This window comes from uncultured Jatrophihabitans sp., assembly GCF_964252635.1.
GTDB lineage: Bacteria > Actinomycetota > Actinomycetes > Mycobacteriales > Jatrophihabitantaceae > Jatrophihabitans.
Window position 1 is genome coordinate 17,018 of record NZ_CAXUNP010000029.1, and the last position, 15,804, is coordinate 32,821.

15 protein-coding genes and 2 tRNA genes are annotated in these 15,804 nt (G+C 71.9%); 4 read left to right on the top strand and 13 right to left on the bottom strand.

Annotation, left to right across the window (positions count from 1 at the left end):
• Positions 1–83: 83 nt before the first annotated feature.
• From ACFFCA_RS13375 to ACFFCA_RS13385, 3 genes are all read left to right on the top strand, one after another.
• Positions 84–440, top strand: a complete 357-nt coding sequence (locus ACFFCA_RS13375) for a DUF6221 family protein (RefSeq protein ID WP_375485579.1) — start codon at positions 84–86, stop codon at positions 438–440.
• 145 nt (positions 441–585) lie between these two features.
• The gene (locus ACFFCA_RS13380; protein ID WP_375485581.1) at positions 586–747 is read left to right on the top strand and encodes a hypothetical protein; all 162 of its coding nucleotides are present in this window, start codon (positions 586–588) and stop codon (positions 745–747) included.
• 32 nt (positions 748–779) lie between these two features.
• Positions 780–1,436 (top strand): HAD-IA family hydrolase, encoded by a 657-nt coding sequence (locus tag ACFFCA_RS13385; RefSeq protein WP_375485583.1) that lies wholly within the window; start codon positions 780–782, stop codon positions 1,434–1,436.
• On the opposite strand, the gene ACFFCA_RS13390 is transcribed toward ACFFCA_RS13385, so the two are convergent.
• From ACFFCA_RS13390 to ACFFCA_RS13435, 10 genes are all read right to left on the bottom strand, one after another.
• Entirely contained in the window at positions 1,409–3,319 is a 1,911-nt protein-coding gene (locus ACFFCA_RS13390) for a Na+/H+ antiporter NhaA (protein WP_375485634.1), read from the bottom strand. The genes ACFFCA_RS13385 and ACFFCA_RS13390 overlap by 28 nt on opposite strands.
• A 143-nt stretch (positions 3,320–3,462) precedes the next feature.
• Positions 3,463–4,968 carry a hypothetical protein gene (locus tag ACFFCA_RS13395; protein WP_375485585.1) on the bottom strand — a complete coding sequence of 502 codons (1,506 nt, stop codon included), beginning with the start codon at positions 4,966–4,968 and terminating at the stop codon, positions 3,463–3,465.
• A gap of 55 nt (positions 4,969–5,023) precedes the next feature.
• Positions 5,024–5,962, bottom strand: a complete 939-nt coding sequence (locus ACFFCA_RS13400) for a M56 family metallopeptidase (protein ID WP_375485587.1) — start codon at positions 5,960–5,962, stop codon at positions 5,024–5,026.
• On the bottom strand, positions 5,959–6,342 hold the full coding sequence (locus ACFFCA_RS13405) for a BlaI/MecI/CopY family transcriptional regulator (protein ID WP_375485589.1): 384 nt from the start codon (positions 6,340–6,342) through the stop codon (positions 5,959–5,961). Before ACFFCA_RS13405 ends, ACFFCA_RS13400 begins: the two co-directional genes overlap by 4 nt.
• Positions 6,343–6,565: 223 nt before the next feature.
• A tRNA-Glu gene (locus ACFFCA_RS13410) sits at positions 6,566–6,638 on the bottom strand.
• A gap of 55 nt (positions 6,639–6,693) precedes the next feature.
• Positions 6,694–6,765: transfer RNA gene (locus ACFFCA_RS13415), tRNA-Gln, on the bottom strand.
• A 98-nt stretch (positions 6,766–6,863) separates the two neighbouring features.
• Positions 6,864–8,018: an acyl-CoA dehydrogenase family protein gene (locus ACFFCA_RS13420; protein ID WP_375485590.1), complete on the bottom strand. Its 1,155-nt coding sequence runs from the start codon at positions 8,016–8,018 to the stop codon at positions 6,864–6,866.
• Positions 8,019–8,111: 93 nt separating this feature from the next.
• On the bottom strand, positions 8,112–9,017 hold the full coding sequence (locus tag ACFFCA_RS13425) for an alpha/beta fold hydrolase (protein ID WP_375485592.1): 906 nt from the start codon (positions 9,015–9,017) through the stop codon (positions 8,112–8,114).
• 69 nt (positions 9,018–9,086) lie between these two features.
• Positions 9,087–10,547: a glutamate--tRNA ligase gene (gltX, locus tag ACFFCA_RS13430; RefSeq protein WP_375485594.1), complete on the bottom strand. Its 1,461-nt coding sequence runs from the start codon at positions 10,545–10,547 to the stop codon at positions 9,087–9,089.
• Complete coding sequence (locus ACFFCA_RS13435) at positions 10,544–11,347, bottom strand: fumarylacetoacetate hydrolase family protein (protein ID WP_375485596.1); 804 nt, start codon at positions 11,345–11,347, stop codon at positions 10,544–10,546. Before ACFFCA_RS13435 ends, gltX begins: the two co-directional genes overlap by 4 nt.
• An 86-nt stretch (positions 11,348–11,433) precedes the next feature.
• On the opposite strand from ACFFCA_RS13435, the gene ACFFCA_RS13440 reads away from it, so the two are divergent.
• Positions 11,434–12,006, top strand: coding sequence for a hypothetical protein (locus ACFFCA_RS13440; RefSeq protein WP_375485598.1), 573 nt, complete (start codon positions 11,434–11,436; stop codon positions 12,004–12,006).
• On the opposite strand, the gene ACFFCA_RS13445 is transcribed toward ACFFCA_RS13440, so the two are convergent.
• The 3 genes from ACFFCA_RS13445 to ACFFCA_RS13455 all read right to left on the bottom strand — a co-directional run bounded on the left by ACFFCA_RS13445 (position 12,003) and on the right by ACFFCA_RS13455 (position 15,781).
• The gene (locus ACFFCA_RS13445; protein ID WP_375485600.1) at positions 12,003–12,896 is read right to left on the bottom strand and encodes an aldo/keto reductase; all 894 of its coding nucleotides are present in this window, start codon (positions 12,894–12,896) and stop codon (positions 12,003–12,005) included. The genes ACFFCA_RS13440 and ACFFCA_RS13445 overlap by 4 nt on opposite strands.
• A gap of 68 nt (positions 12,897–12,964) precedes the next feature.
• The gene (gene cimA / locus ACFFCA_RS13450) at positions 12,965–14,575 is read right to left on the bottom strand and encodes a citramalate synthase (RefSeq protein ID WP_375485602.1); all 1,611 of its coding nucleotides are present in this window, start codon (positions 14,573–14,575) and stop codon (positions 12,965–12,967) included.
• Positions 14,576–14,755: 180 nt separating this feature from the next.
• Positions 14,756–15,781: a 3-isopropylmalate dehydrogenase gene (locus ACFFCA_RS13455; protein ID WP_375485604.1), complete on the bottom strand. Its 1,026-nt coding sequence runs from the start codon at positions 15,779–15,781 to the stop codon at positions 14,756–14,758.
• Positions 15,782–15,804 lie beyond the last annotated feature (23 nt).

Below are 15,804 nucleotides of genomic sequence, written 5' to 3' on the forward strand. Positions count from 1 at the left end.
GGTGGCGATGGTTTCACCTCCACGCGAGCCTAGTACCGCCACCGGTGACGACCCGTTGTCATCGGGATTCGGTAGCGTGGAACGTGGTCGAGCCCGCGGCCGCCACTGGGCATCCGTTGCCCTGGGCCCGGAAGGACATCGTGTCGGCCTCGGTCACCCCCTCGACGCTCGACGAACTCGTCGGCTTTCTGCTCGCCCGCCTGGACGACGACGACGCCGCGATCGCCGGTCTGCACGACGGCGACGAGCGCGAACGCCGCCAGGCCGAGGCGCGGTCGCACCGCGCGGTCGTGGCGTCGGCCCAGCAACTGCTGGAACTGCGCGGCCAGCCGAACGAGAAGGCCGTCCGCGATCTCGCCCAGTCGATCCTGCGTTCGTTGGCCACGCCGTACGCCGCCCACCCCGCGTTCCGGGAGGAGTGGCACGCCGCGACCCGGTGACGCCGCACGGTTGCTGCGTGTTCACCCGATCTGCGGCTCGCACACGATCGGCTGAAGGCGCGCTAAAGACAAGGTCAAGCAGAATGCGGGTTTCCGGTGTACGCGAGAGCTCGATCCGGCAGCTCGGCAGCGGTAGATTGGAGCCATGACCAGCCCTCGTCCCTTCTCCGCCAGCAGCAGCAAGCTCGCCTACGCCCAGGCCTTCTCCCGGTGCGACACCGCCCACCCGGCGGTGCGCGGCACGCGCCCCCACGCGCTGCGTGGCATCGCCGCCCGCCTGCACCGCACCGCCAAGCCCACCCGCTGAGCGGGCCGCCGGGCGGTTCCTAGACTCGCCTGGTGACCGCACCCGCAAGCGACCGCTTCGAGGCCGTCGTCTTCGACTTCGGCGGCGTGATTATCGACAGCCCGTTCGAGGCCTTCGCGGCGCTCGAGCGGCAGGCGGGCGTCGCTCCGGGCAGCATCCGCGCCCTGAACGCGCGCAACCCCGACGGCAACGCCTGGGCGCGCATCGAACGCGGAGAGATCGACGCGGACACCTTCGTCGCCCTCTTCGAGCGTGAGGCGTCCGCGGCCGGCGTCGAGCTGCCGGCCGGTGACGTCCTCGCGTCCGTCACCCGGGCGTCCTCCGCGCGACACGTCGCCCGCCCCGTGATGCTCGAACTGCTCACCGAACTGCACGAGCGGGGCCTCCGGCTCGCCCTGATCACCAACAACATCCGCCCCCTCGGCGACAGCGGCGACGTGGCCTGGGTGTTCGACACCTTCGACGCCGTCGTCGAGTCGGCGGTGGTCGGCGTCCGCAAGCCCGAGCCGGCGATCTACCGCCTCGCCCTGGACGCGCTCGGCGTGGAGCCGGAACGCGCGGTGATGCTCGACGACCTCGGCATCAACCTCAAGCCGGCCCGGGCGCTGGGCATGGCGACGATCAAGGTGGTCGAGGCCGACCAGGCCGTCGCCGACCTGCGTCACCTGCTCGGCTGGTCCACCGGCTGATCCGCGCCGAGCTGGGCGGGCGCCGCCGGATCCGCTCCCGGGTCGGGCGACCCGTGGCCGGCCCGGATCTTCGCACGTTGCCGCGCCACCTTGATGGCGGCCTTGAGCGAATGGATGTCGTACGCGCCGTAGTGGCGCTGGCCGTTGACGAAGAACGTCGGCGTGCCCGACACCCCGCTGCAGTCCGCGCCCGCGACGTCGCGGGCGATGCGGTCGGCGAAACGGTGGCTCATCACGTCGTCGAGGAAGCGGTCGGTGTCGAGGCCCATGTCTTTCGCGTAGCCGAGCAGATCCGCGGTCTTGAGGTGGTCCTGGCGGGTGAGCAGCAGGTCGTGCATGTCCCAGAACCGGCCCTGGGCGTGGGCCGCCTCGCTGGCCTCGGCGGCGAGCTGCGCCTGCGGGTGGACGTCGGTCAACGGCAGGTGCCGCCACACGTAGCGCAGGTCGACGTCGGCCATCAGGGCGCGGACGACGGGTTCGGCCTGCCCGCAGTAGGGGCACTGCAGGTCGCCGTACTCGACCAGGGTGACGCTCGCGTCCTCCGGCCCGCGCACGTGGTCGACGTCCGGGTCGACAGGTTCCTGCAGGTCGACGAGCTGGTCGGCGTCACCGAGCAGGGCCACCGCGCGCCGCGCCGCGGGCAGGCGTGAGGTGACGGCGTAGACGGCCCAGGTGAGCGCCGAGGCGACGACGCCGGCAGCCAGGACGCCGAGCTTGGCCTCGTCGAGCTCGCGCCCGGACAGGGCACGCGCGGCGATGACGAACGACACCGTGAAGCCGATGCCGGCGATCGTCCCGCTGCCGGCGACCGCCGCCCACCCGACGTCCGGGCGCAGGCGGCGGGCGCTGAGCCGCTCGACCACCCACGAGGCCGCGACGACCCCGATGGGCTTGCCGACGACGTACCCGACCAGGATGCCGAGCGTGATGGGCGACGTGGCCGCGGCACGCAGGAAGGACGCGTCGAGGACGAGCCCGGCGTTGGCCAGCGCGAACAGCGGGACGATGAGGTAGCTCGTCCACGGCAGGTACAGGCTTTGCAAACGTGCGTTCGGCGACAGCGTCTGGGTCAGCCCCACGCTGGCGCTACGGGCGAGCTCGGCCGTCGGTTGCTCGCGGAAGAGGCGGAACAGGCCGCTGGCGTTCTCGAGGTCGCTGCGGCTCGGCGTGTACGCGGTCGTCGACAACCCCATGACCAGGCCCAGCACGATCGGGTCGATGCCGCTGCCGAGCAGGGCGAACCAGGCGACGACCCCGAGACCGAAGTAGACGACGCCCAGCCTCAGGCCGGTGGCCCGGACGGCGAAGATCACGCCGACGACGACGAGCGCGGTGATCAGCGGACCGACGTGGATCGGGTCGCTGTAGACGAGGGTGACGATGACGAGCGCGAGGACGTCGTCGACCACGAACACGGTCAGCAGGAACACCCGCACCCGGTCGGGGACGTTGCGGCCCACGACGGCGAGCAGGCCGAGGGCGAGCGCCGTGTCGGTGGACATCGCGATGCCCCACCCGCCAGAGCCCTGACCGCCGTGGGTGATGGCGAGGTACAGCCCGATGGGCACGATCATGCCGAGCGTGCCCGCGGCGGCCGGCAGCAGGACACGACGGCGTTCGCGGAGGTCGCCGAGATCGAACTCGCGGCGGGCCTCGAGGCCGACGACGAAGAAGAACAGCGTCATCAGGCCGCTGTTGACCCAGGTACGGACGTCGCGCGTGACGTCCATGTCGCCGAGCCGCAGCGAGAAACGGGTGTGCCAGGCGGTGACGTAGGAGTGGGCGTCGATGTTGCTCCAGACCAGCGCCGCCGCGATCGCGAGCAGGAGCACGCCGGCGCTGCCGGACTCGGTGCGCAGGAAGTCACGCAGCGGTGCGGCCATGCCCCGGGTCCACTGGGTGACGCCGCGCAGCGTGGTCCCGCCGGACTCCGTGCGGGAATCGCCGGCGTCGGTGGCGTCGGTGGTGTCGGTTGCGTCGGTGCGGGTGTCGATGTCGCCGCTCCCCACGTCGTCGGTGTCGGACGTCATCCGCTGAGCACGTACCGTCCGGGCTTGCGGGCCTGCAGGTACATCCATCCGTCGCGGCTGGGATGCACGGAGCCGCCCGGCCCCCGGAGGTCGAGCAGTTTCGACCACCGGATGCGCATTGCGTAACGGCCGGGGCGGGGCACACTGACGGCGAACTGGGCCTGGGTCGAGCGCACGACCCGCGCGGGCCGTTGCACGATCGGCGTCGGCGAGCTCACCGCGTACAACTCCCACTTGCCGTCGGTCCACACCCGTCGCAGATAGGGTAGACGGCCGCTGCGGACCAGGGCGTCCTCCGGGGTGCGGTGCAGGGTGCGGTGGTCGATCGCGACATACCCCACGGCGTTCTTGTCGAGCCAGTGCCGGTAGCGGACGGCATCCAGTCGCGACGAGGCGAGCACGCTGTCGTAGGCGTTGTCGGCCTGGGTCTCGAACCCGCGGGCCTGCTGGGCATGGCCGAGCAGCGCGTAGGCGGCGACGTGGGTGCCGTCGGGCACGACCTCGACCCGGTAGTCGGACAGTCCGGGCGTGCGGTCGAGACGGTGCACCAGGCCGCTCACGTACGCCTGGTCGGACATCGGTTGCGCGGCCACCCACAGATCCTTCGTCGAGCCGACGATGCCGATGGAGACCGCGAACACGGCGACGAACGCTGTGACGGGCCAGCGGGCGCGGGCGGTGGCGACGACGGCGACCGGCAGCACGATCCACGCCAGCCGTTCGAAGTTCGAACCCAGGCCGTTGGGCACCAGGGCGACGACCGGGCAGATCGCCAGGGCGATGAGCACGACGGTGCGCACGAAGTCGGCCGGGCGGGCGAGCAGCATGGCGGCGAGCGCGGCGGCGGTGAACCACGCCTGCAGGGGCTGAAAACCCTCGGGGCCGGGGGTGGCGAAGTAGACGACCACGAACAGCAGGCAGACGCCCGAGGCGCCGATCGCCGCCAGTGCGCTGCCGCGCCGGCTGCGGTCGTGCAGGAGCACACCGACCACGCCCAGGGCCAGAAAGGCACCGGACACCGGCGAGACGAGGGCTGTGACGGCTGCGACGGCGGCGGCGGCCCACGGGCGGTTGGCCCGCACGCACAACAGCGCCACCAGCATGAAGACCGAGCCGAAGGCGAATGGGACGCGTCCGCTCCACAGGCTGAAGCCGGCGGCGACGGCGGCCGTCCACGTCGCGGCGACGGGGTGGCGGGTACCGCGGGCGAGCACGTGCACCAATCCGGTGACCGCGACCGTGGATGCGGCGCCGAGGAGCCCCGGCGGGATGACGCGCGACACGTATGGCGTCAGCACGGAGTAGTGGCCGGGGACGGTGCCGCCGAACCACGCGAACCAGTAGTGCAGGCCGACGCCGTGCGCCGCGGCCGACGACCGGGCCCGGGCCGCCCAGTAGTCGCCGACCGGCGGGTCGATGACGACGAACGCGACGGACACCAGCACCGCGAACGGCAGCGCGGCGAAGCGCCGACCGGCGATGCGCAGGCGCGGAGCCGTCACGGACATGCGCATAGGTCATCGAATTCGGCGACGGAACGCAAGCCCGACGCGGCCCTCACTTGGGTGGCCGGCCACCGGCCGCGTAGTGAGCCTGGGCGCGTTCGAAGTCCTGGTGGGCGTGCACCGCGACGGTGAGACTGCTGGCGGCGCACAGGACCGCCGCCCCCGCCATCAGGGCGACGGCTCCGGCGGTGCCGCGGCGCACCGGTTCCAGCAGGAGGCGGACACGGCCGGCGAGCTCGGTCTCCCCCGCGGCCAGGCCGAGGTCGGGCGCGCGGCCCCGGGCGAGGGCGGCCTTGGCCAGGGCCCGGGCCACCGGTACCGGGTCGCCCACCTCGGCCACGGCATCGCGATCGGCCCACTGCTCGACAGCACGGCGTACCGCGCGGGCCGTGGGCCGCAGCAGCGGGTTGGCGGCCGCGGCCAGTTCGGCCAGCTGGACGTGGACGACGTGCCGGTGTCGCAGGTGCGAGTGCTCGTGCGCGAGAAGGGCCCGGCGTTCGGCCGGTTCGAGGATGCGCAGCAGGCGACGGGAGACCACCGTGCGCCCGCGCCCGCCGCGCAGGCCGGGCACCGCGTAGGCACCGGTGTGGTCGTCGTCGACGATGACCAGGCCGCCATGGCCCGGGCCGAGCGCGCGGGCAGCCCGGTCCACCGCGACGAGCCGGCCGACGGCGCGCACCACCTGGCGTACCGACGCCGCCATGAGGACGGCCGCGACCACCGCGGCCACCGAGGCGACGGGCAGCGGGACCGACGTGTGCCGCGTGAGCGAGGTCGCCGACCAGTGGCCGGTGCGTGCGAGACCCGGCAGCTCGGCCAGCCCGAGGCAGGCCACCGCGCACAGCACCAGCCCGGACGCGACCGCCGAGACCAGGGCGAGGACCACGAGCGCGCAGGCCGCCCACGCCGGGTCGCACCACCGGCCCAGCCACGGGGCGCCGCGGTAGAGCACCAGACCGAGCGCGAAGGGCAGGACGGCCAGCACCGTCACGTGGGCTCCTGCGTCGCACTGCGCTGCAGCAGCTGCTGCAGCAGGGCCTCGTCGTCGGCCTCCAGGTTGGCGACGAACTGCGTCAGCACACCGGCGCGGTCGCTCTCGTGGTCGAGCAGGCGCTGCATCTGGAAGGCGGCCATCGAGGCCCGCGCCGTGTCGGCGTCGTCGGGCAGGGCGTAGACGTAGCCGCGGCCACGCTGCTGGCGGGTGAGCGCTCGCTTGCCGTGCATGCGCGACAGGGTGGTCATGACGGTGGTGTAGGCGAGCTCGCCCGGAAGCTCGGCCTGTACCTGGCTCGGCGACATCGGCCCGGTGCCGGCGGCCAGGGCGGCCAGGATCTCCTGCTCGAGCGCGCCGGGACTACGTCGCGTCGCCATGCTTGTCCCGCCTTCAGAGTCCGGATTGCGAAGTCTGCACGACCTGCGTAACTTGCGAAGATCGCAGTCGTTGAACGGTGAGCGGGCGCGCCGCCCCGGACAGGACCCGGGGGCGGTGCGCCCGCCACTGGTGTACCCACCGCCGCGCAGTGTCGCACGCACCGGCGACCAGCCCTGGACGAAGCCGCGGGCCCCCCGAGCTGAGTCGGGAGGCCCGTACGCGTAGCCCCAACGGGATTCGAACCCGTGCTACCGCCTTGAGAGGGCGGCGTCCTGGGCCACTAGACGATGGGGCCCCAGTGTGTGCAGCGTGGCTGCGGGTGCAGCGTGACTGCGTGCCGTGCGACTGCGCTGGGGTACCAGGACTCGAACCTAGACTAACTGAACCAGAATCAGTTGGGCTGCCAATTACCCCATACCCCATGGGCTGGCCCGCCGCGAGAACCGCGCCCGAGCCAGCGTCAGACTCTACCGGACGCTCGCACTCGCCTGCACCACACCCGGTGCTGCACCCCTCGACGTCACAGGAACCGGCTGATGATCTCCTTCATGATCTCGTTGGTGCCGCCGTAGATCTTCTGGATGCGCGCGTCGGTGTACATGCGCGAGATCGGGTACTCCTCCATGTAGCCGTAGCCGCCGAAGAACTGCAGGCACTCGTCGGCGATGTCGCACTGCTGCTGCGTCAGCCACCACTTGGCCATGGAGGCCGTCGGGACATCGAGCCGGCCATCCAGATGCTTGGCGATGCAGTCGTCGATGAACACCCGCCCGATGCGCGCGTTCGTCGCCGCCTCGGCCAGCTTGAACTTCGTGTTCTGGAAGTTGAAGACCGGTTTGCCGAACGCGTGCCGTTCCTTGGTGTACTTCAGGGTGACGGCGATGGTCTCCTCGATGGCCGCGATCGCCGCGACGGCCAGGACGAGACGCTCCTGCGGCAGCTGCTGCATGAGCTGGATGAAACCCTGGCCCTCGACCTCGCCGAGCAGGTTGGTCGTGGGCACGCGCACCCCGTCGAAGAACAGCTCCGCGGTGTCCTGGCCGTGCTGGCCGATCTTCTTCAGCACCCGTCCGCGGGAGAAACCCTCGAGCCCGCGGGTGTCGACGCAGATGAGCGAGATGCCGGCCGCCTTGTTCTCCGGGTCGGTCTTGGCCACGACGACGATGAACTCGGCCTGCAGACCGTTGGAGATGAAGGTCTTGGACCCGTCGATGACGTAGGTGTCGCCGTCGCGGATCGCCTTGGTGGCCACCGCCTGCAGGTCCGAACCCGTGCCCGGCTCGGTCATGGCGACGGCACCGACCAGCTCGCCGGAGGCCAGCTGCGGCAGCCAGGTGCGCTTCTGCTCCTCGGTTCCGTAGCCGTTCAGGTAGTGCGCCACGATCGTGCTGTGCACGGCCGTGCCGAGGCTGGGAGCGCCGGTGCGCACCTGCTCCTCGGCCAGCACCGCCTCGTGGGCGAACGTGCCGCCGCCGCCGCCGTACTGCTCGGGGATCGACGGGCACAGCAGGCCCAGCTCGCCCGCCTTGTTCCACACCTCGCGGTCGACGTGCTGCTGCTCGGCCCAGCGCTGCTCGTGCGGCGCGCACTCCTTCTCCAGGAACGAGTGCGCGAGGTCGCGGAAGGCCTCGAGGTCGTCGTCGCTCCAGGCCGGGCGCTCAGTCGTGGCGGTCATGCGTCAGCTCCTCGCTCGGTTACACGGGACAGTATGTCCCGAGTAACTGGACGAAGGCGCGGCGGGTGGTCAGGCGGTCAGCGCGGCGGGTGATCAGGCGGTCAGCGCAGCATCGGTGGTCTCGGCGTCACGGACCACGGACAGCGGGCGCCGCAGGAACGGCAGCACCTCCGACAGCAGCGCTCCGGGCTGGTCGATCTGCGGGCAGTGACCGCAGTCCGACAGCACGACGGCGGTGTTCGAGCGGCCCAGCCGCCGCGCCGACCGAGCGGGCGTGAGGATGTCGCGCGAGCCGAAGACGATGAGGGTGGGGATGGACGAGTCCTCGATGAGCGTGCCGAGGCGCGCGGAGCGCAGCTCCCGCACGAGCAACCGCCCGATGGGCAGCAGGCCGCACACCCGCCCGCGCTGACCGAACGGGTCGACGAAGCCGCGGCGCACGGTGGGGTCGAGCGCCCGCGGGTCGGCCGCGGCGATCAGCGAGTAGGCCCAGGCCAGGCCAAAGGCGGCGGAGCGCTCGGGCACGACGCGCAGGGCCGTACGCAGCCCGAACTCGGCGGGGCGCGACATGGCCAGGCGCCACAGCCGCGGGACGGTGCGCAGGCCGGGCATGTCGGTGAGCACGACGCGTTCGGTGCGCTCGGGGAAGCGGGCGGCGAACAGGGCCGAGACCGCGGCGCCCATCGAGTTGCCGATCAGGCACACGGCGTCGTCGATGCCTTCCGCGTCGAGCACTTCGGCCACCACGTCGACGTAGCCCTCGAGCAGCGGCTCGCCCGAGCGGCGGGTACTCGCGCCGAAGCCGGGCAGGTCGATGGCGACGACCCGGTGACCGGCGGCCAGCGCGGGCACGACCCGGTTCCAGGTCGAGAGGTTGTCGCAGAAGCCGTGCAGCAGCACGACCGTCCGGAGACCGTCACCGGTGACGGTGTAATGCACGCCGTCGACGCCCGCCGGCGCATGGGCCCGCGACGGTGCGACAGCGTGTAAGGGCTTCACGGCCCGGTAGTTACCCAGCTCACACCACGTCCACACGGTTTCGGTGAACATCGCGTCACAGACAGGTGCCTACCGGGCGAACCGGGCGAGGGCGGCCCGCAACCGGGCCAGGCTGCGCTCGCGGCCGAGCACCTCCATCGACTCGAACAGCGGCGGCGAGACCGTCCGCCCGGTGACCGCCACGCGCAGCGGACCGTAGGCGTTGCGCGGTTTGAGCTCCATGGTCTCGACGAGCGCCCCGCGCAACGCCTCCTCGAGCGGGCCGGTCGCCCAGTCGTCCAGCGACTCGAGCACGGGCAGCGCCGCGGTGAGCACGGCCTGCCCCGGCTCGCCGAGCTGCTTGGCCGCTGCGGCCTCGTCGACGGCGAAGTCGGCATCGGCCACCAGCAGGAACCGGATCATGTCGACGCCCTGCTCCAGCGTCTGCACGCGCTCCTGCACCAGCGGCGCGACCGCCGCGACCGCGTCGCCGACGTCGAAGCCGTCGGCGGTGGCCTGCGCAGCCAGCCGCTCGGCGAAGTCGGCGCCGTCGAGCAGGCGGATGTGCGAGGCGTTGATGGCCTCGCACTTCTTCGCGTCGAACCGCGCCGGGTTGGCGTTGACGTCGGCGATGTCGAACGCGGCGACCATCTCGTCCAGAACGAAGATGTCGCGGTCGTCGGCGATGGACCAGCCCAGCAACGCCAGGTAGTTCAACAGCCCCTCGGGAAGGTAACCCGCGTCGCGGTAGGTGTTCAGTGACGCCTGCGGGTCGCGCTTGGACAGCTTCTTGTTGCCCTCACCCATGACGTAGGGCAGGTGGCCGAACGTCGGCACCGCGTCCGCGACGCCGATGTCGATCAACGCGCGGTACAGGGCGATCTGCCGCGGGGTCGACGGCAGCAGGTCCTCGCCGCGCAGCACGTGCGTGATCTTCATCAGCGCGTCGTCGACGGGGTTGACCAGCGTGTACAGCGGGTCGCCGTTGGCGCGGATGACCACGAAGTCAGGCACGTTCTCGGCGGCGAACGTGACCTCGCCGCGGACCGCGTCGTGCCACGTGATGTCCTCGTCGGGCATGCGCAGCCGGAACACCGGCTCGCGACCCTCGGCCCGGTAGGCAGCGCGCTGCTCGTCGGTCAGCGTCCGGTCGACGTTGTCGTAACCCCGCTTCGGGTCACGCCCGGCCACGCGGTGCCGGGCCTCGGTCTCCTCGGCGGTCGTGTAGGACTCGTACAGGTGACCGGCCTGCACCAGCCGGCCGGCGACGTCGCGATAGATGTCGTGCCGCTCGCTCTGCCGGTAGGGCCCGTACGGGCCGCCGACCTCGGGGCCCTCGTCCCAGTCCAGGCCCAGCCAGCGCAGGGCGTCCAGCAGCTGGTGGTAGGACTCGACGGAGTCGCGCGCGGCGTCGGTGTCCTCGATGCGGAAGACGAACGTGCCGCCGACGTGACGCGCCCAGGCCCAGTTGAACAGGCAGGTGCGGATCAGGCCGACGTGCGGGTTGCCCGTGGGTGACGGGCAGAACCGCACCCTGACGTCGGAGCTCACTGTCCACGCACCACGGTGTTGCTCAGCGTGCCGATGCCCTCGATCTCGACCGTCACCGTGTCGCCCGCGACGATGGGCCCGACGCCCGCCGGTGTGCCGGTGAGCACGACGTCGCCGGGGAGCAGGGTCATGACCGAGGAGATGAACGCGATCTGCTTCGGGATGTCGTGGATCATCTGGCTCGTCCGGCCGTCCTGCTTGACGTCGCCGTTGACCCGCGTCACCAGCCGCAGGTCCGACGGGTCGAGGACCGTCTCGACCCACGGTCCGAGCGGGCAGAACGAGTCGTAGCCCTTGGCCCGGGTGAACTGGACGTCGGACCGCTGCTGGTCACGGGCGGTGACGTCGTTCGCGGCGGCGTAGCCGAAGACGTGCCGCAGCGCGTTCTCCGGGCTGACGTTGCGGGCCGGGGTGCCGATGACGACGGCGAGCTCGCCCTCGAAGTCGACCTGGGAGCTCGAGGGCGGCAACCGGATCGCGTCACCCTCGCCGATGACCGACGTCGACGGTTTGAGGAAGATCAGCGGGCTCGCGGGGGCCTCGCCCCCCATCTCCTTGGCGTGGTCGGCGTAGTTCTTGCCCAGCGCCACCACCTTGCTGGGCAGGAACGGCGAGAGCAGCCGGACATCGGCAAGCGCCCAGCGATCGCCGGTGAACTGCAGTGGGCCGAACGGGTGCCCGTCGATGGCCGAGACGGTCAGGGCGTCGGTCGCCGCGCCGGACTGGCCCTCCACCGTGCCCCACGCGACGCCGGACGCGGCGGTGGACGAGCCGGGATGGACGAAACGAGCGATGCGCACGAACGACCACGCTACCGAGTCGCGGGGCCCGCGTGGGGCGCGGACCGGCGGGGCGTCGCCGTCGCCGGTCGCGCATACTGGACGGCGTGTCTTCCCCGCTTTCGAGCCTGCCCGTGGACAAGCGCAAGCAGCTCGCCGCCACGCTGGGCCTGTTCGCGGTCCTGTTCCTCGCGGTCGGTGCCGTCGCCGCCACCGGGCCCGGCACGGTCGTCATCCACGTGTTCGTGGTCGTCGCCCTGGTCGTCGCCGTCCTGCTGGCGCTGATGGGGTGGGGCGTCCTGCGCTCGGTGCGCGCCGACGCCGCCGAGACCCGGCTCGACACCGCCATCGAGCAGGCGGTCGCCGCATCACCCCAACGCTTCGGCCAGCTGTGCGACTGCGGCCACGAGCACGACCCCACCGAGCTGCACATCACGGACGCCGAACCGACCGAGGCCGATTCGATTGCCGCTGGCCCGATCGCCGCGGGCCCGACCGCCGCGGGCCCGACCGCCGAAGACGACGCGCACGCCACGTGCGAGCACGACGGTGCCGGCGCGGCGTGCGCCCGCGACTGCTCGACCTGCCTGTTCGCAACGGCCCGGCGCCCCACCGCGGAGGACGGTCTGCGCCCGTCGCCGACCCGTACCCGCGCGGAACGCGCTAACGCCGGCGGTTAGGCCACCGCGTCCAGTTCGGCGAGGGCCGCCGCGTCCAGCTCCACCGATCCGGCAGCGACGTTCTCGGCCAGGTGACCGACGTCGGCCGTGCCGCAGATGAGCAGGACGTGCGGGTCACGGGCGAGCAACCAGGCCAGGCCGACCTGCGCCGGGGTCACCCCGAGCCGCGCCGCCACCCGCTGGACGGTGGCGTCGCCGACGACCTTGGCCGCACCGGGGAACGCCGAGCCGAGCGGGAAGAACGGCACCCAGGCGATGTCGTGTGCCGCGCACAGCGCGAGCAGGCCGTCGTGCCGGTCGAGCAGGTTGTCGGCGTTCTGCACGCACACCGGGCCGACGGGCAGCGCCGCCTGCACCTGCTCGGCGGAGACGTTGGACAACCCGATGCCGCCGATCTTGCCCTCGTCGCGCAGGGCCACGAGCTCGGCCAGCTGGCTGTCGAGGTCGACGAGCTGGTCGCCGTCGGCGACGATGCCGGGGCGGGCGTCCATGCGGCGCAGGTTGACCGCGGCCAACCGGTCCGCGCCGAGGGTGCGCAGGTTGGCCTCGACCTGGGCGCGGAGCTCCGTGGGTCGTTGTGCGGGCACAAGCCCGTCGCCCGGCCGGCGTTCGGCGCCGACCTTGCTGACCAGCGTGAGCGCGTCGTCGTAGGGGTGCAGGGCGGCGCGGATGAACGCGTTGGCTACCCCGTCGCCGTAGAACTGGGCGGTGTCGAGGTGGTCGACGCCGAGCTCGCGGGCGCGGCGCAGCACGGCCACCGCCGCCGCTTCGTCCAGCTGCGGCCGGTCGCCGCGCTCGACGAGCTGCATGGCGCCGTAACCGATGCGTGCGACGTCCCGCCCGGCGAGACGGCCGGTGCCCCCGGGGCGGTGCTGCACGGTGTTCGTCATGATGCCTCCGTTCGTCGACGTAACGGAGGTTACCTCCGCTAAGCTGACGACGTTAGCACCGAGGCGGGTCAGACCCCCGGGGCCGTGGTGAGCAGGCCGTACCGCACCGCGTCGTGCAGGGCCAGCCACGACGCCTCGAGGACGTTGCCGTGCACGCCCACCGTGGTCCACTCGCGTTCGTGGTCGGAGGTCTGGATGAGGACCCGGGTGACCGCGTCGGTGCCGTGTCGCCCGGCCATGATGCGCACCTTGTAGTCGGTCAGTTCGATCTTGGCGAGCTGCGGGTAGGTGCCCTCCAGCGCCCTGCGCAGCGCGCGATCCAGCGCGTTGACCGGGCCGTTGCCCTCCTCGGTGGAGATCACCCGACGCCCCCCGGCGACCAGCCGTACGGTGGCCTCGCTGACGATCCCGTCCTGCCCGCCGCTCGCGCGGCTGTCGGTGATCACGCGATAGGACTCGACACGAAACGGCATCGGCAGGGCGCCGTCGGCCGACGACCGCGCCAGCTCGTCGCGCAGCAGCAGCTCGAACGACGCGTCGGCGGCCTCGTAGGACCATCCCTCCGCCTCGCGCCGCTTCACCGTCTCGACGACGCGGGACACCACGTCGGGTGCGTGTGCGACATCGACGCCGAGCTCGCGGGCCTTGAGCTCGACGGACGCGCGCCCGGCCATCTCGGTGACCAGGATGCGCTGGTCGTTACCGACGACCGTCGGGTCGAGGTGGTTGTACAGCTCGGGCGAGACCTTGATCGCCGAGGCGTGCAGCCCGGCCTTGTGCGCGAACGCCGCGGCACCCACGTAGGGCGCGTGGGTGTCCTGGGAGAGGTTGGCGATCTCGGCGACGGCGTGCGAGACGCGCGACATCTCGGCCAGGCAACCGTCGGGCAGCACGTCGCGGCCCATCTTGGTCACCAGCCCGCCGATGACGGAGAACAGGTTGGCGTTGCCCGCCCGCTCCCCGTACCCGTTGGCCGTGCCCTGCACGTGCGTCGCGCCGGCGTCCACGGCGGCCAGGGTGTTGGCCACTGCGCAACCCGTGTCGTCCTGGGTGTGGATGCCGAGCCGGATGCCGGCGCGACGTCGCACGTCGGTGACGACGTCGTGCACGCCCATGGGCAGCATGCCGCCGTTCGTGTCGCACAGCACCCCGACGTCGGCGCCGGCGTCCGCGGCCGCGTCCAGCACGCGGACGCCGTAGTCGGGGTCGTGCCGGTAGCCGTCGAAGAAGTGCTCGCAGTCGACGAACACCCGCCGGCCCTCGTCGACGAGGAACCGCACCGTGTCGCGGACCATGGCCAGGTTCTCGTCCAGGCTGGTGCGCAGCGCGCGCTCGACGTGCCACACGTCGGACTTCGCGACCAGGGTGACGACCGGGGCGCGGGAGTCGAGCAGGGCGCGGACCTGCGCGTCGTCCTCGACCGCGACGCCGGCCTTCCGGGTGGCCCCGAAGGCGACGAGCACGGCGTGGTCGAGACGCAGTTCGCCCGCGGCCGCGCGGGCGAAGAACTCGGTGTCCTTGGGCATCGCGCCGGGCCAACCGCCCTCGACGAACCCGACTCCGACCTGGTCGATCAGGCGGGCGACGGCGAGCTTGTCGGCCACCGAGTAGGTGATGCCCTCCCGCTGGGCTCCGTCGCGCAGGGTGGTGTCGAAGACGTGGAAGTCGTCGCTCTGCATGGCTGGCTCTCTTCGCTGGGCGGTGTCCGGACGGGGTCATGGCAAACAAAAAACCCTCCGCCAGCAGGCGAAGGGTTGTGCGCGTCGGTGCGGAACGGAAGGGCCGACGCGCCTAGGTAATGATGGAGGTGGTGACGAAGCGGTGCACGGGTCGAGTGTGCCACAGCACCGCGGACGGCGTCACCCGTCGGCTGCCGCCTTCGCCAGTCGCTCGCCGATCTCGGCGGTGCCACCGGGCTGCTTCGGATCGCGGACCGCGAGGTCGGCGGCGACCGCCTGCTCGACCCGGGTCGCGGCATCGTGCTCGCCGACGTGGGCGAGCAGCATCGACACCGACAGCACCGCGGCCGTCGGGTCGGCCTTCCCCTGGCCGGCGATGTCGGGTGCGGAACCGTGGACGGGCTCGAACATCGACGGGTGGGCGTGGCTCGGGTCGAGGTTGCCACTCGCGGCGAGACCGATGCCGCCGGCGACCGCAGCGGCCAGGTCGGTGATGATGTCGCCGAACAGGTTGTCGGTGACGATGACGTCGTAGCGGCCCGGGTCGGTGACGAGGTGGATCGTTGCGGCGTCGACGTGGTTGTAGGCGACGGTGACGTCGGGGAACTCGGCGCCGACCTCCTGGACGGTGCGGAACCAGAGGTCGCCGGCGTTGGTCAGCACGTTGTTCTTGTGCACGAGCGTCAGATGCTTGCGCGGCCGGGCCTGCGCGCGGGTGAACGCGTCGCGCACGACACGCTCGGCACCGAAGCGGGTGTTGACGCTGACCTCGGTGGCGATCTCGTGCTCGGTGCCCTTGCGCAGCACTCCCCCGTTGCCGGCGTACGGGCCCTCGGTCCCTTCGCGGACGACGACGAAGTCGATCGGCGGCTGGCCGGCCAGCGGGGTGCTGACGCCCGGGTAGAGCTTGGCGGGCCGCAGGTTGACGTGGTGGTCCAGTTCGAAACGCAGGCGCAGCAGCAGGCCGCGCTCCAGCACGCCTGACGGCACGGTCGGGTCGCCCACCGCTCCGAGCAGGATCGCGTCGTGAGCGGCGATCTCCTCGAGCACCGAGTCGGGCAGGACCTCGCCGGTACGGTGCCAGCGCGCGGCGCCGAGGTCGTAGGTCGTGGGCTCGACGCCGGGCAACACCGCGTCGAGCACGCGCAGCGCCTGATCGGTGACGTCGACACCGATGCCGTCGCCGGGGATGACCGCCAATTTCATGAGAGGCACCCTACGGGGCCGGG